This window comes from Cutibacterium avidum 44067, from assembly GCF_000367205.1.
GTDB classification, from domain to species: Bacteria; Actinomycetota; Actinomycetes; order Propionibacteriales; family Propionibacteriaceae; genus Cutibacterium; species Cutibacterium avidum.
Genome location: NC_021064.1, coordinates 1894334 through 1907504, shown reverse-complemented (window position 1 = coordinate 1907504; position 13171 = coordinate 1894334). Strand labels below are relative to the sequence as shown.

General features: G+C 63.9%; 13 protein-coding genes and 1 pseudogene. 2 read left to right on the top strand and 12 right to left on the bottom strand.

Annotated features, from left to right (window positions below):
* Window positions 1-30: 30 nt before the first annotated feature.
* Together PALO_RS08810 and PALO_RS08805 are read right to left on the bottom strand one after the other, a co-directional pair.
* Entirely contained in the window at window positions 31-711 is a 681-nt protein-coding gene (locus tag PALO_RS08810) for a response regulator transcription factor (protein WP_004810606.1), read from the bottom strand.
* A complete protein-coding gene (locus PALO_RS08805) occupies window positions 708-1889 on the bottom strand; it encodes a sensor histidine kinase (protein WP_015583256.1) in 1182 nt (393 codons plus the stop codon). Before PALO_RS08805 ends, PALO_RS08810 begins: the two co-directional genes overlap by 4 nt.
* 160 nt (window positions 1890-2049) lie before the next feature.
* On the opposite strand from PALO_RS08805, the gene phoU reads away from it, so the two are divergent.
* Window positions 2050-2718, top strand: coding sequence for a phosphate signaling complex protein PhoU (gene phoU, locus PALO_RS08800; RefSeq protein WP_004810611.1), 669 nt, complete (start codon window positions 2050-2052; stop codon window positions 2716-2718).
* A gap of 154 nt (window positions 2719-2872) precedes the next feature.
* Here phoU and PALO_RS12075 read toward each other — a convergent pair whose 3' ends face one another.
* Complete coding sequence (locus PALO_RS12075; protein WP_095666469.1) at window positions 2873-3061, bottom strand: hypothetical protein; 189 nt, start codon at window positions 3059-3061, stop codon at window positions 2873-2875.
* A 46-nt stretch (window positions 3062-3107) separates the two neighbouring features.
* Here PALO_RS12075 and PALO_RS08795 point away from each other — a divergent pair, with 46 nt between their 5' ends.
* Window positions 3108-3941, top strand: a complete 834-nt coding sequence (locus tag PALO_RS08795; RefSeq protein WP_187290350.1) for a polysaccharide deacetylase family protein — start codon at window positions 3108-3110, stop codon at window positions 3939-3941.
* A 90-nt stretch (window positions 3942-4031) separates the two neighbouring features.
* Here the strand turns inward: PALO_RS08795 and PALO_RS08790 are convergent, their stop codons facing one another.
* From PALO_RS08790 to rlmB, 9 genes and pseudogenes are all read right to left on the bottom strand, one after another.
* Window positions 4032-4781, bottom strand: a complete 750-nt coding sequence (locus PALO_RS08790) for a phosphoglyceromutase (RefSeq protein ID WP_004810615.1) — start codon at window positions 4779-4781, stop codon at window positions 4032-4034.
* 33 nt (window positions 4782-4814) lie between these two features.
* Entirely contained in the window at window positions 4815-5279 is a 465-nt protein-coding gene (locus PALO_RS08785; RefSeq protein WP_004810617.1) for a PTS sugar transporter subunit IIA, read from the bottom strand.
* On the bottom strand, window positions 5272-5577 hold the full coding sequence (locus PALO_RS08780) for a PTS sugar transporter subunit IIB (protein ID WP_015583254.1): 306 nt from the start codon (window positions 5575-5577) through the stop codon (window positions 5272-5274). Before PALO_RS08780 ends, PALO_RS08785 begins: the two co-directional genes overlap by 8 nt.
* Window positions 5578-5780: 203 nt before the next feature.
* Window positions 5781-6773: an asparaginase gene (locus PALO_RS08775; protein WP_015583253.1), complete on the bottom strand. Its 993-nt coding sequence runs from the start codon at window positions 6771-6773 to the stop codon at window positions 5781-5783.
* Window positions 6774-6776: 3 nt separating this feature from the next.
* Window positions 6777-8216, bottom strand: a complete 1440-nt coding sequence (locus tag PALO_RS08770; RefSeq protein ID WP_004810622.1) for an amino acid permease — start codon at window positions 8214-8216, stop codon at window positions 6777-6779.
* Window positions 8217-8754: 538 nt separating this feature from the next.
* Window positions 8755-10230, bottom strand: a complete 1476-nt coding sequence (locus tag PALO_RS08765) for a glycine hydroxymethyltransferase (protein ID WP_004810625.1) — start codon at window positions 10228-10230, stop codon at window positions 8755-8757.
* A 126-nt stretch (window positions 10231-10356) separates the two neighbouring features.
* The gene (locus tag PALO_RS08760) at window positions 10357-11457 is read right to left on the bottom strand and encodes a sugar kinase (RefSeq protein ID WP_015583252.1); all 1101 of its coding nucleotides are present in this window, start codon (window positions 11455-11457) and stop codon (window positions 10357-10359) included.
* A pseudogene (gene eda, locus PALO_RS12070) lies at window positions 11454-12100 on the bottom strand (bifunctional 4-hydroxy-2-oxoglutarate aldolase/2-dehydro-3-deoxy-phosphogluconate aldolase). The gene PALO_RS08760 and the pseudogene eda overlap by 4 nt, the downstream one beginning before the upstream one ends.
* 101 nt (window positions 12101-12201) lie before the next feature.
* The gene (gene rlmB, locus PALO_RS08750) at window positions 12202-13164 is read right to left on the bottom strand and encodes a 23S rRNA (guanosine(2251)-2'-O)-methyltransferase RlmB (RefSeq protein ID WP_004810631.1); all 963 of its coding nucleotides are present in this window, start codon (window positions 13162-13164) and stop codon (window positions 12202-12204) included.
* Window positions 13165-13171: the final 7 nt, after the last annotated feature.

Below are 13171 nucleotides of genomic sequence, written 5' to 3'. Positions count from 1 at the left end.
GGCCGCGCTTGTCGTTTCGTGGAAACCGTGTCAGGCCTGGAACTTGTAGCCGAGTCCACGCACGGTGATGATCCGTGCCGGATGTGAGGGATCCTTCTCGATCTTCGCGCGCAACCTCTTGACGTGGACGTCTAGGGTCTTGGTGTCGCCGACGTAGTCGACCCCCCAGACTCGGTCGATGAGGGACGCGCGGGTCATGACACGTCCAGCATTGCGCAGCAGCACCTCGAGCAGGTCGAACTCCTTGAGGGCGAGGCGCACGGTCTTTCCGTCGACACTGACCTCGTGGCGCTCGACGTCCATCCGCACCCCGTTCTCCTCGAGGACGTCGGGGGAGACCTCGATCTCCGGGCCACCTCGACGAGTGACGGCGCGGATGCGTGCGACCAGCTCGCGGTGGCTGAAGGGTTTGGTGACGTAGTCGTCAGCTCCCAGTTCCAGACCGACGACCTTGTCGATCTCGGAATCCCTGGCCGTCACCATGATGATCCCGACGTTGCCACGCTGACGCAGCTGCCGGCAGACCTCGGTCCCCGGGATTCCCGGCATCATGAGGTCAAGCAGGACGATGTCGGCGCCATTGCGGGAGTAGTTTTCCAGTCCGTCGGCACCATTGGCCGCGGTGTCGACCTCAAATCCCTCCTTGCGCAGCATGAAGGCGGTGGCCTCGCGGTAGGACTCCTCGTCCTCGATGATGAGCACGCGGGTCATGACTCCTCCTGATCGGATTCGTTGTAGTGGTCGGCGTCAAGGGTGGGTAGTCGAAGGGTGAACGTGGACCCCTGGCCCAGTTTGCTCCACACGTCGACGGATCCCCCGTGCGCCTGGCAGGTGTGCTTGACCAGCGACAGCCCCAGGCCGGTTCCACCGTTTTCCCGGGATCGGGAGTAGTCAACCCGGTAGAACCGTTCGAAGATGCGTTCCTGGTCGGCCTCGCCGATGCCAATTCCGTTGTCGGCCACCGCAATCTCGATGACGTCGGTGTCGACGTCATGGACTCGTCTGGCCGAGACCGCCACCCGCGCCTTCGGCTCGGAGTACACGATCGCATTCTGAACGAGATTGGCGATGGCCTCGGTGAGCTGACTCTGGTCCCCGAGAACCCACAGGTCGTCGTCGCAGCGGGCCACCAGGGAAACCTCCCGGGTGGTCGCGAGCTCACGATGACGAGAGACGGCCTCGTCGACGATGTCGGCAACGGACACTGGTTCGGCGCGAAGCAGGGGTTCGTCCGCCTGCAATCGGGACAAGTCGATGATCTGTGTCACGAGGGCGGACAGCCTCGTTGACTCCGCGGTCAGGCGCTGGGAGAAATGGCGGACGGCATCTGGGTCATCGGCGGCACCCTCGATGGCTTCGGCGAGGATGGAGACGGCGCCGATGGGGGTCTTCAATTCATGAGAGACGTTGGCGACGAAGTCTCTGCGGGTTTCGGCAAGCCTGATGTGTCGGGAGCTGTCCGCCGCAGAGATGATCGCGTTGCCGTGCCCGTCAAGAGGGCCCACGCGCACGGTGAGGATGAGGTTGGCTCCGGTGGATGCCCGCTTCAACTCCATGGTGTCGACAATGTCGCGGTCCTCTCGTCGTGCGGTGCGGACCAAATTGAGGAGGGCGGCGTCGGCGATTCGTGAGCCGCGCACGAGTTCCATTGACCGGGCGCCCACAGTGGTGTGTAGCACCTCGTCATGGGGACCGACGATGACGGCCGCTTCAGTGGCCAGGTCGAGTGCTCGGGCGAGAGTTGGATCGACCTCAAGGGCCTCAATGTCGGTGGCGAGGGTGTCAACGGGGTGACGAAATGACTCCACTGCGCGAATGATGAGGACCGTCAATCCGGCGCCGACAACTGCACCAATGATCGCTGCCAGAACCATGCCCACGCTTTGCATAATAGGGGGAAGGTCGTCATCCTCGTCACCCGCACGTCACAAAGTGATGCCGTGATCACTGGTCGTTCACCCAAGGTTCACTGTCTTGCCACTCGGGCGAAATGTTCCGGTCGACAGGGTCGATAGGCTTGACGAGACCCCACTACGGAAGGACACCGGCATGCGTGAGAGCTACCACGACGAGCTCAATGCCACCAGCGGCAGGATCTTGACGATGGCCGAGTTGGTTCGGGTTGCCGTCAAGGACGCCACTGAGGCTCTCATTGGTGCGGACCTGACCACTGCTGAGCGCGTCATCTCCGATGACTCGAAGGTCGACGCCCTGAACGAGGAGATCGAGCGTCGTTGCTTCGACCTGCTTGCCCGTCAGGCTCCGGTCGCAGGCGAGCTGCGCACGGTCGTCGCGGTCCTGCGGATGTGCTACGAGCTGGCCCGCATGGGAGATCTTGCTGCTCACGTCGCGAAGATCGCCCGTCTTCGCTTCCCCGAGGTCGCCGTGCCTCCGCAGGTCGCCGATCAGTTCGTCGAGATGTCGAGGATCGCGGATTCCATGATCGCGAAAGCCGAGAAGACGCTGGCGGATCGTGACGCGCAGGCCGCGGAGTTCTTGGCGTCCGAGGATTCCAAGATGGATGAGCTGCGGCGCGACCAGTTCCGCCTGCTCCTGGGCGATGACTGGACCTACGGCGTCGAGAGCGCGGTCGACACGGCGTTGCTCGGTCGCTACTACGAACGCATTGCCGATCACGCGGTCGCCGTCGGCTCCCGAGTCATCTACATCGTCACCGGCAAGGCGCCGGCTGGCGAGGACTGGCCCAGCGCCTACTGATCATATCGACACGTCACGACCCCCCACGCCGGTGTGTTCCGTCGGCGAAATGGGGGTTGCCGTGTTTCGAATTGGGATCGCTTGTACTCAGTACATACAATCGAGATGCCCAACTCGCCGTGGTACACGGCTGATAATTGTCAGTGAGGTCTTGTCACATGGCTTTTGCCTTCCGCAGAAAAACGATGGCTGGAGCTGTTGTTCTCGTCACCACCGTTTCGATGGCCATCGCAGGATGTGCCACGAACGATCCGGAGTCTGTCAACTCCCCGTCGAAGTCGGCTGCCAGCGCGGCCCAGTCTTCGAAGGCGCCGGCATCCAAGACTCCCGGGGCCAAGCCCAGCGTCTCGAGTGGCGCGAATGCGCCAGCGGGAATGCCGAGTGGTCCGGTGCCTTCCGGTAAATTCGGCGTCGGTGCCGCTGTGACGAAGCCGGATTGCGCGGAGCCCCCGTCGAACTACTCGTCCCTCAAGGCCCCCGGCACCGTCGTCAAGGACATTGACGGTCTGGAGCCCGGCACGAACCATGGAACGGCTGCTGACAAGTACGCCTACCCGGCTGCTGTTGTGAATCAGTGGCTGAAGAAGCCCTCCACTCAGCCCAAGAACAAGAAGATCGTCTTCGTGACCTTCGACGACGGTCCGACGACCAAATTCACCGGTGAGCAGCTCGACAACCTCGAGAAGGCCGGTGCCCGCGCGACCTTCTTCATGATCGCCCCGCAGCTGCGTGACGTGAACAAGGAGATGCTCAGCCGTTCGCTCAAGATGGGCAACGCCCTCGCCATACACTCCTACTCGCACGACTACAATTACCTCTACCCCGGCCAGGCCGCCGACGCCAAGCACATTGGCTGCGACTGGGACTGGGCCACCGCCCAGACTCGCGCGATCCTGGGATCGAACTACTACTCCTCGGCCTTCCGCTACCCGGGAGGCCACATGTCCTGGCACAAGCTCGCGGCGGCTGACCAGGCTCTGGCCAAGCGCGGCGTTGCCTGGATCGACTGGAACGCCATGAGCGGCGATGCTGACGTCCAGCGTCCCAAGACCGTCGACGGTTACCTGAAGATGGTCAAGAAGACCATCAACGAGTCCGGGGACCCGAATGTCGTCGTCATCCTCAACCACGACACCTACGGAAAGCAGATGACGGCCGAAGCCATGCCGTCCATTCTCAAGTGGCTCAAGAGCGAGGGCTACGAGTTCGGCGTGATCGCCTGATCCCTCTCCTCTGCACATGGAGCGGCGCCCCGGAGATAAGCTCCGGGGCGCCGCTCCATGTGGTCTCAGGCCTTGAAAGCCGTCACGAACTCACTTGCTTCCCTGGTTGGCAACGGCCTTGGCGCCGGCGGCAGCAGCCTCCGGGTCGAGGTAGCGACCACCCTTGGTGACGGGCTTCAGGTCATCGTCAAGCTCGTAGAGCAGCGGGATACCGGTCGGGATGTTGAGCCCGGCGATGTCCTCGTCGCTGATCTCGTCGAGGTGCTTGACGAGGGCGCGCAGGGAGTTGCCGTGGGCAGCCACCAGCACCGTCTTACCGGCCGCGAGGTCAGCAGCGATGTCGGAGGTGAAGTACGGCACCATACGGGCCACGACGTCCTTGAGGCACTCGGCGACGGGACGCTCGGCCTCCGGGATGTCGGCATAGCGCGGGTCATTGAACTGGCTGTACTCACCATCATGCTCGAGGTCCGGCGGACGGACGTCGTAGGAACGGCGCCAGGCCATGAACTGGTCGTTGCCGTACTTCTCCTTGGTCTCGGCCTTGTTCAGCCCTTGCAGAGCGCCGTAGTGACGCTCGTTGAGGCGCCAGGAGCGACGCACCGGGATCCAGTGACGATCACAGCCGTCCAGGGCCAGGTAGGCGGTGTGGATGGCGCGACGCAGCAGAGAGGTGTGGACGACGTCAGGAAGGAGGTTCTCCTCCTTGAGCAGGTCGGCGGCGTGACGGGCCTCGCCCTCGCCCTTCTCGTTGAGATCGACGTCCACCCAGCCGGTGAAGAGGTTCTTGGAGTTCCACTCGCTCTCGCCGTGGCGGAGCAGGATGAGCTTTGCAGTCATGTTTCCACCATAGTGTGCGTCGGTGACGTAGCGTCAGTCGGCTGGCTCGATGGAGTCCAACACCTTCTGCAGAGCAGATCTGACATCGGCCTCGTCGCCGTCCAGGAGGAGCTGGCAGGACGACGGTTCCTGCAGCAGGTCGATCACAGCGCCGAGCATCCGGACTTGGTTGTGCGGGGCAGTCACCAGAGGCCAGATGCTCAGCCGGGCGTCGAGCGCTCGTTCGGGGTCGTCCATGGCGTGAAACACGGTCTTGTGAGCGTTGCGGCACAGGAGGAGACCGGGAGCGACGACATGGTCTGGGTCGACGTGGGGGATCGCTACCTGTATGTGCCCGAAATCCAACCCAGTGGGATAAGTGGTCTCCCGGGCCTCGGCCGCGGAGAGGAATGACGCCTTCACAAGCCCTTCATCGGCAAGCCGGGAACTGATAGCGGCGAACAGTTCGTGGGACGTCTCGACGCCCAAGTTCGCGATGATGAGACGTGGCTCAGTCATTCAGCGCCTTGAGGTCGTCGGCGATCTGGTCGGCGAGTTCGTCGGCACCCACCCCGGTCAGCAGAGGGGTGCCTCGGTACACCTTGACCCCCTCGTCAGGAGGATTGATCGCAGTGGTGACGACGATGGCGTCCGGCTGGAAGGTCTCCACCTGGGCCGGGACGTTGGCCGTCTTGCACTCCTTCATCGTCGCGGCCACACCTCGATCACGCAGCATCCGCTGCAACTTGTTGGCCACCTGGACGGAGGTGGCGATGCCAGTGCCGCAGCAGACCAGAACCTTCTTGTTGATGACCATCAACACCTCTCCTCGCGTAGATGATGAGTTCGCCTCGTCAGTCATCGTGGAATGTGGTGGTGGAGGGCAACGATGCCTTCGCTACCACCTGTGATGGGTCCATCATTGTTCACGGGGAGAGCACTGGCCAGCCACAGCGTGAAATTTCACATCAATTCGCGACGAACGTGCAGTCGTCTGTGGTGTTGGTGGGAAAGTGCGGTTCACATACTGATCTCCCCGGCGATGTCCGTCTCGACCCACCGTCCCAACTCCTTACCACGCAGTCCCTGGGACAGCAGGAAGACGAGTTTGGCATAGAGAGCTTCGAGGGTCATGTCGTGGGCGCTGATGGCTCCTCCCTCGGTGAGGGCATGACTCGATTGGTATCGACCCAGCAACACGTCGGCCTGCATGCACTGGGAAGCGACGACGACGGGGGTGCCGGCGGAGATGACGTCAAGGATGGCGTCGACCAGGCCGGGCTCATCACTGGGGATGTTCCCGACCCCGAAGGCTCGCAGGATGACGGCCTCGGGCAATGGGTCGAGGACTGCGCGCAGGCGTGCAGCGCTGATTCCCGGGGAGAGATCGACGACAAGGACGTCGTGGCGTCGGTACGGCTTCGGATCCAGCCAGCCGCAGCCGGTCGAGTCGTTCTCGACCCATTGCCACGGTGCTCCGGTGCGTGCCAGCTGGGGGACGGCGGGGGAGTCGAATCCGTTGTAGGCCCACGACGAAAACTTGGTCACGCGATTTCCGCGCAGCAATTTGTGCCCGAAGAACACCGCGACGCTCCTCAGACGACCGCTGGTGACAGCTCTCAGCGCGCCCGTGACGTTGGGGGCGGCATCGGTCCCGACGACTCCCAGCGAGTATTGTGCCCCGGTGACGACGACCGGCTTGCCGAAATTGCTGAGGGCATAGGACAGCGCGGCCGAGGTGTAGGCCAGGGTGTCGGTGCCGTGCAGGACGACGAAGGAGTCGGCCTCTTCCCGATGTGCCCACAGATCGTCAACGATTCGACGCCAGTCGGCCGGAGTCGCGTTGGCCGAGTCGATGAGGTGCTCAAAGCTCAGGGTCTCAAACGTTCCGGCGAGTTCTGTGCCCGAGAGCAGCTGATCGAGCCATCCCGTCAGGTCGGCCCCTGGCGCCAGCCCGTCCGGGGTGGGGACCATGCCGAGAGTCCCCCCGGTGTAGAGGATGTGGGTACGCATGACTCAAACCTCTGGGGAGTCCTTGACGGTCTTGTCAGACATAACATTGTCTCGCACGGCATACCAGCCTATGACCATCGCTATCACCACGAGGGCGAACAGAAGAAGTGTCCAGCGGCCCGAGTGCGTCGTTATATTCGACAGGACGACGATGATGAGGAAGGCCAGGGAGACGTAGTTCGTCACTGGCGCACCCGGCATGTGGTACTCGGGTCGCGCTTCTTCTCCCTTCTTGACGAGGCGCAGGAACCGGGTATGGGTGAGGAGGACCATACACCACGTCCCGGCGATACCGATGCCGGCCAGGTTCATGACGATTTCGAATGCGCTCTCAGGCAGGAAAGCGCTGAGAGCCACGCCAATGAGACCCAGCGACGCCGTGATGATGATCCCGCCAGCAGGAACCTGATGTTGGTTGAGTTTCGCGGCGATCTTCGGAGCCTCACCAGCCATCGCGAGGGACCGCAACGTGCGTCCGGTGGAGTAGAGGCCAGCGTTGAGCGAACTCAGGGCCGCGGTGAGCACGATGATCTGAATGACGTCGCCAGCGTGGGGAATACCGATCCCGGTGAAGAACGTCACGAACGGTGACTCATTGGCCGAGTAGGCGGTGTAAGGGAGGACGAGGGCCATGAGGACGACCGAGCCGACGTAGAAGACGAAGATTCGCAAGATCATCGAGTTGATCGCCTTGGGCAAGATCTTTTCGGCGTCCTTCGTCTCGCCGGCGGCGACGCCGACCATCTCCGTGCCGCCGAAAGCAAAGATCACGCCAAGGGTCAGGGCGACGACTGGCGTCATGCCGCCGGGGAAGAACCCGCCATGGCTGGAGATGTTGTGGAATCCTGCAGTGTTGTGGCCGACCGGCGCTTCGGTGACGACGGCCCAGATGGCCGCGATCATGAACAGGATGATGGCCGTCACCTTGATGGCGGCGAACCAGAATTCCGCCTCGCCGAACATTTTGACGCTGAGCATGTTCAGGGTGAATACCACCGCCAGTGCGATGAGCGCGAGAACCCATTGTGGAACAGGCCGTAGCGCTTCCCAGTAGTGAAGGTACAAGGCCACCGCGGTGATGTCTGCCATGACGGTGACCGACCAATTGAGGAAGAAGAACCATCCCGTGACGTAAGCGCCCTTCTCTCCCATGAATTCACGGGCGTATGAGACGAAGGCGCCCGAGGATGGACGCCGAATGGCCATCTCACCTAATGCTCGAACCATGAGGAAGGCGAATATGCCGCAGACGGCGTAGCTGAGGGCCAGCCCAGGACCTCCCTGGGCCAGACGTCCACCTGCTCCCAAGAAGAGTCCGGTGCCGATGGAACCGCCGATGGCGATCATCTGCAGGTGCCTGTTCCTCAGGGCCTTGTCGTAGCCAGCGTCACCCATGTCAACGGTGGTGTCGGTTGGCTTGGCGCCGGGATCACCTTCCTGCATAAAGAACCTCCTCGTGACAGGACCGTCTGGTCCAGTACGGGAATGTTAGCGTCGGGGCGGGGCCACTCATCATCTGGGGAGAAGTGGCTCCACAGGCGGGCCAGAAGGGCACGGGCAGTGGAGTAGCCAATGTAACCGTGTGGTGGGGCGCCGCCGCAGAGATATTCCCGGTCCTCCGGGCTGGTCCACACGGGGGCAGTTTCGGAGAGCCCTTTGACTCGCCACCGTGAGTCTTCACGCGGTGTTCGAAATCTCGGACGGCCTACCGCAGCTTCGGCTGCATGGCGGCCAGATCCATGGCGTCACGGACAAGATTCACGCCGAGGGAATCGACATTCCCAATGCAGTCGCAAGCCCTTTCAATCTCCGACGAACCCGGTGTCCTCATGTCTTTTGCTCCGGCAGAAGGCATCGACAAGAACGACGGCCCGTGTTCTTCTCGTGGAACACGGGCCGTCGAGAGATCAATATCACATTGTGTGGAAACTCCGTTGGGGGATTCTGCCAAAAGAACTCCGGCGAGAGGACATCAAAACCCTCAGGCCAGATCCAGCCCCGGATAGAGCGGGAAGCTCCCGAGCAGCTCGTCGGCGGCATCATGGACCTTCTGGGCCACTCCATCGGCGATCTGGTACTTAGCCTTGCCCGGTTTGCCGTTGGAAGCCGTCACCGGGGTAGTGGCCTTTAGAGCGGTGACGATGAGCTCAGCAACCTGATCGAACTCATCGGCCCCGAACCCACGCGAGGTCAGGGCCGGGGTGCCGATGCGCACGCCCGAGGTGTACCAGGCGCCATTCGGGTCGGCCGGGATGGAGTTACGGTTGGTCACGACGCCGGAATCCAGCAGGGCAGCTTCGGCCTGCCGACCGGTCAGTCCGAAGCTCGTGGTGACGTCGAGCAGGTTGATGTGGTTGTCAGTGCCGTCGGTGACGAGTTTGACGCCGCGCTTCATGAGTCCTTCAGCCAGGGCCTTGGCATTGTCGGCGACACGCTGGGCGTAGTCGCGGAACGCCTGGGTGCGAGCTTCGGCCAGGGCGACGGCCTTGGCTGCCATGACGTGGGAGAGCGGGCCACCGAGGACCATCGGGCAGCCACGATCGACGTCGGCGGCATACTCCTTGGTCGTCAGCACCATGCCACCACGTGGGCCGCGCAGGGACTTGTGGGTCGTCGTCGTCACCACTTGAGCGTGGGGGACCGGGTCCTCGTCACCGGTGAATACCTTGCCGGCCACCAGGCCGGCGAAGTGAGCCATGTCGACCATGAGGACGGCTCCGACCTCGTCGGCGATCTCGCGCATCTTCGCGAAGTTCACCCGGCGCGGGTAGGCGGAGTACCCGGCGACGACGACGAGGGGCCTGAACTCGCGTGCCAGCTCGGCGACCTTGTCGTAATCGAGCAGACCGGTCTGCGGGTCCGTTCCGTAGGAGCGCTGGTCGAACATCTTGCCCGAGATGTTCGGACGGAAACCGTGGGTGAGGTGGCCGCCGGTGTCCAGGCTCATGCCGATGGCGCGCTGGTCGTTGAAGCGGTGGCGCAGGGTGTCCCAGTCGGCCTGGGTGAGGTCGTTGACGGTGCGCGCTCCGAACTCCTCGAGGGCTGGGGTCTCGACGTGATGGGCGAGGATCGTCCAGTAGGCAGTGAGGTTGGCGTCAATACCGGAGTGCGGCTGCACGTAGGCATGCTCAGCGCCGAAGAGGGCGCAGGCGTGCTCGGCAGCAATCGCCTCAACGGTGTCGACGTTCTGGCAGCCGGCGTAGAAGCGGTGACCGGCGGTACCCTCGGCGTACTTGTCGGAGAACCAGGTACCCATGGTCGCAAGGACGGGCAGGGATGCGTAGTTCTCGGAAGCGATGAGCTTGAGGGAATGACGCTGGTCGGTCAGTTCGGCTCGGGTGGCCTCCGCAATCCGGGGCTCAACTTGTGCGATCGCGTTGAGCATGGTGCGGTAAGCCGGGGCCAGCTTCTCGGCGATGTCGCGGGCTGTGGGATCGACGGCACTGGGCTCACTCACGGATGGCTCCTGTCATGACGGGATGGTGAGCACGAATCTACCCGTCCCAGGACCTACTCGTGGCTGGGGGCCAAAAAGAACGGCGAGCCCCTTGGGCTCGCCGTCCGATATGAGTCCCGGTGCCATTCAGCGCTTCGCTCGGGCAGAACCTCCGGCAGCGAGGTTCTCCACCTCGGAACGGGTGGCCATGGAGGTGTCGCCAGGGGTGGTCATGGCCAGAGCGCCGTGGGCAGCCCCCCACTCGACGGCCTTCTGCAGGTCTCCGGTCTCCATGATTCCGGCCACCAGGCCAGCAGCGAAGGAGTCGCCGCCGCCAACGCGGTCGAGGATCTCCAGGTCGGGACGTTCGATCGAGCGCACCAGGCCGGTGTCCTTCGACCACGCGATGGCCGACCAGTCGTTGCGGCTGGCAGTGCGCACCTGACGCAGAGTGGTGGCGACGACGGAGATGTTCGAGAACTCCTCGACCACCTTGTCGATCATGTTGGCGTAGGAATCGACGTCGAGGTTGGAGAGGTTCTCATCGTTCCCCTCGACCTCGAAGCCGAGGCAGGCCGTGAAGTCCTCCTCGTTGCCGATCATGACGTTGACCAGGCTGGCCAGCTCGCGGTTGACGCGGCGGGCTTCCTCCTGACCGCCGATCGACTTCCACAGGCTGGGCCGGTAGTTGAGGTCGTAGGAGATGATCGTCCCGTTGGCGTGGGCGGCCTCCATGACGGCCTTGGCAGTCTGGGCACTGGTCTCCGACAGGGCGGTGTAGATGCCGCCGGTGTGCAGCCAGCGCACTCCCAATTCCCCGAAGAGGCGGTCGAGGTCAATGTCCTTGGCGCGCAGCTGGCTGGCAGCGGTGTGGCCGCGGTCCGAGACGCCGACGGCCCCGCGAACACCGAAGCCACGCTCGGTGAAGTTGAGTCCGGTGTGCACCGTGCGACCGACTCCGTCGGAAGGCACCCAGGTGATGAACTGGTCGTCGACTCCGCCGGCGGTGATGCGGTCGCCGACGAGGTGGCCGACTGGGTCGTCGACGAGACCGGTGATGACGGCGGCACGCTTGCCGAAGACCCGGGACAGGCCACGGCCGACGTTGTACTCGCCGCCGCCCTCCCAGACATCGAAGGACGTGGCGGTGCGGATGCGACGCTCACCCGGATCGAGGCGGAGCATCACCTCGCCGAGGGAGACGATGTCGTAACGGCACTGGTCTGCGGCACGAAGTGTGATGCTCATGACTGCTCCTCGAGGATGCTGTGGGCACTGCGGGCGGCCTCGCGTGACAAGTTGGCGATGGTTTGACTGTCCCGGGCGGCGACGGCGTCGGCCGGGGTGAGCCAGGTGCCACCGACCGCAGGGATGTTGGGACGGGAGAGGAAGTCCGCCAGGTTGTGCGGCTTGACTCCGCCAGTGGGGACAAAACGTAGGTTCGGGAGGGGCCGCCCAGGGAAGCAATCGTGGCGGCACCGCCGAAGTTTCCGGCCGGAAAGAACTTGAAGGTGTCCAGCCCCATGTCGACACCGGCCATGATCTCGGTGGGGGTGATGACTCCCGGCAGGATCGGGATGTCATGCTGTCGGCAGCGGTCGACGACCTCACGGGACAGGCCGGGAGAGACGACGAAGGTCGCTCCCGCGCTCACCGCCTCGTCGACCTGACGGGCATTGATGACGGTTCCGGCTCCGACCATGACGTGCCCGTCCTCGGCCATCGACTCGATGGCGGCGGGTGCGGCGTCGGTGCGGAAGGTCACCTCGGCGACGGGGAGCCCGCCGTCGACGAGACCGTCGGTGACGGCCGGGGTGGTGGCGGCGTCATGGATGACGACCACCGGGATGACGAGATTCGCCAGGACTTTGTCGAGTGCTTCGTTGCTCACTTGTGATCTCCGACGTTGGGGGTTTGTCAGTTAACTATCCCTGAAGCACCGATGGTCTCGAGGACTTGCCACGGTTTCCCGTGGAATGGCGTCTGACTCCTTCAGCTTTCAGACGCACTCCCGCGCACCCTTGACGCCTCGTACAGCGCGATCGATGCTGCCACCGAGGCGTTGAGGGACTCGACGTCACTACTGATCGGGATCGACGCCAGCACGTCACAGGACTGCCGGGTGAGGCGGGCCAAGCCCTCGCCCTCGGAACCGACGACGAGCACCAGTGGACCATCCAGACCGGGAGCGGCAGCGATGTCGGAGTCGGCCTCGCCAGCCAGCCCGACGATCATCCAGCCGGCCTCGGCGAACTTGCCGAGGGCCTGGTTGAGGTTCGACGCCATCGCCACCGGGATGCGTGCGGCAGCCCCGGCGGAGGTCTTCCACGCCGCAGCGGTCATCGAGGCCGAGCGGCGAGACGGGATGAGCACGCCCTGGGCGCCGAAAGCGGCAGCCGAGCGGATGATCGCTCCCAGGTTGCGTGGATCGGTGATCTTGTCCAGCGCTACGACGAGACCGCCGCGATAGGCCTGGGCGCCGGCATCGATGATGTCGTCGACCGTGGCGTACTCGTACTCGGGAAGGCGCAGGGCCACACCCTGGTGATTGGACCCACCCGTCATGCGGTCGAGCTCACCACGAGTGGCCTGCATCAACACGATGCCGTGGTCAGCGGCGAAGGAGAGGATCTCTCGCAGCCGGGAGTCGTGCTCGGCTCCTTCCGCGACGTAGGCGGTGCGCACCGGAAGACCGGCGTGCAGGGCCTCCAGCACCGGATTACGACCGATCACCCACTCCGGGCCGGCGCCCTTGGCCTGCTTCTCGGCTGGCTTGCGGTTGCCGCCGCGAGCCAGCTTCTCCTGCTTGGCCTTGTACGCCTTGTGGTAAGTGCGATCCTCGGCCTTGGGGGTGGGGCCGCGGCCCTTGAGGCCCCTGCGACCTCGGCCACCGGACCCGGAAGCGGAACTCTTGCCCTTGTGTCCTGCGCCGCGGCGCCTGGAATTTCCTGCCATGTCGGTC

What these genes read in the sequence shown, in the direction of transcription:
- PALO_RS08785 (WP_004810617.1), bottom strand. Translation starts at nt 5,279, where the DNA reads ATGACTGAGCCACGTCTCATCATCGCGAACTTGGGCGTCGAGACGTCC.
- PALO_RS08770 (WP_004810622.1), bottom strand. Translation starts at nt 8,216, where the DNA reads ATGCAGGAAGGTGATCCCGGCGCCAAGCCAACCGACACCACCGTTGAC.
- PALO_RS08775 (WP_015583253.1), bottom strand. Translation starts at nt 6,773, where the DNA reads ATGCGTACCCACATCCTCTACACCGGGGGGACTCTCGGCATGGTCCCC.
- PALO_RS08805 (WP_015583256.1), bottom strand. Translation starts at nt 1,889, where the DNA reads ATGCAAAGCGTGGGCATGGTTCTGGCAGCGATCATTGGTGCAGTTGTC.
- PALO_RS08780 (WP_015583254.1), bottom strand. Translation starts at nt 5,577, where the DNA reads ATGGTCATCAACAAGAAGGTTCTGGTCTGCTGCGGCACTGGCATCGCC.
- phoU (WP_004810611.1), top strand. Translation starts at nt 2,050, where the DNA reads ATGCGTGAGAGCTACCACGACGAGCTCAATGCCACCAGCGGCAGGATC.
- rlmB (WP_004810631.1), bottom strand. Translation starts at nt 13,164, where the DNA reads ATGGCAGGAAATTCCAGGCGCCGCGGCGCAGGACACAAGGGCAAGAGT.
- PALO_RS08790 (WP_004810615.1), bottom strand. Translation starts at nt 4,781, where the DNA reads ATGACTGCAAAGCTCATCCTGCTCCGCCACGGCGAGAGCGAGTGGAAC.
- PALO_RS08760 (WP_015583252.1), bottom strand. Translation starts at nt 11,457, where the DNA reads ATGAGCATCACACTTCGTGCCGCAGACCAGTGCCGTTACGACATCGTC.
- PALO_RS08810 (WP_004810606.1), bottom strand. Translation starts at nt 711, where the DNA reads ATGACCCGCGTGCTCATCATCGAGGACGAGGAGTCCTACCGCGAGGCC.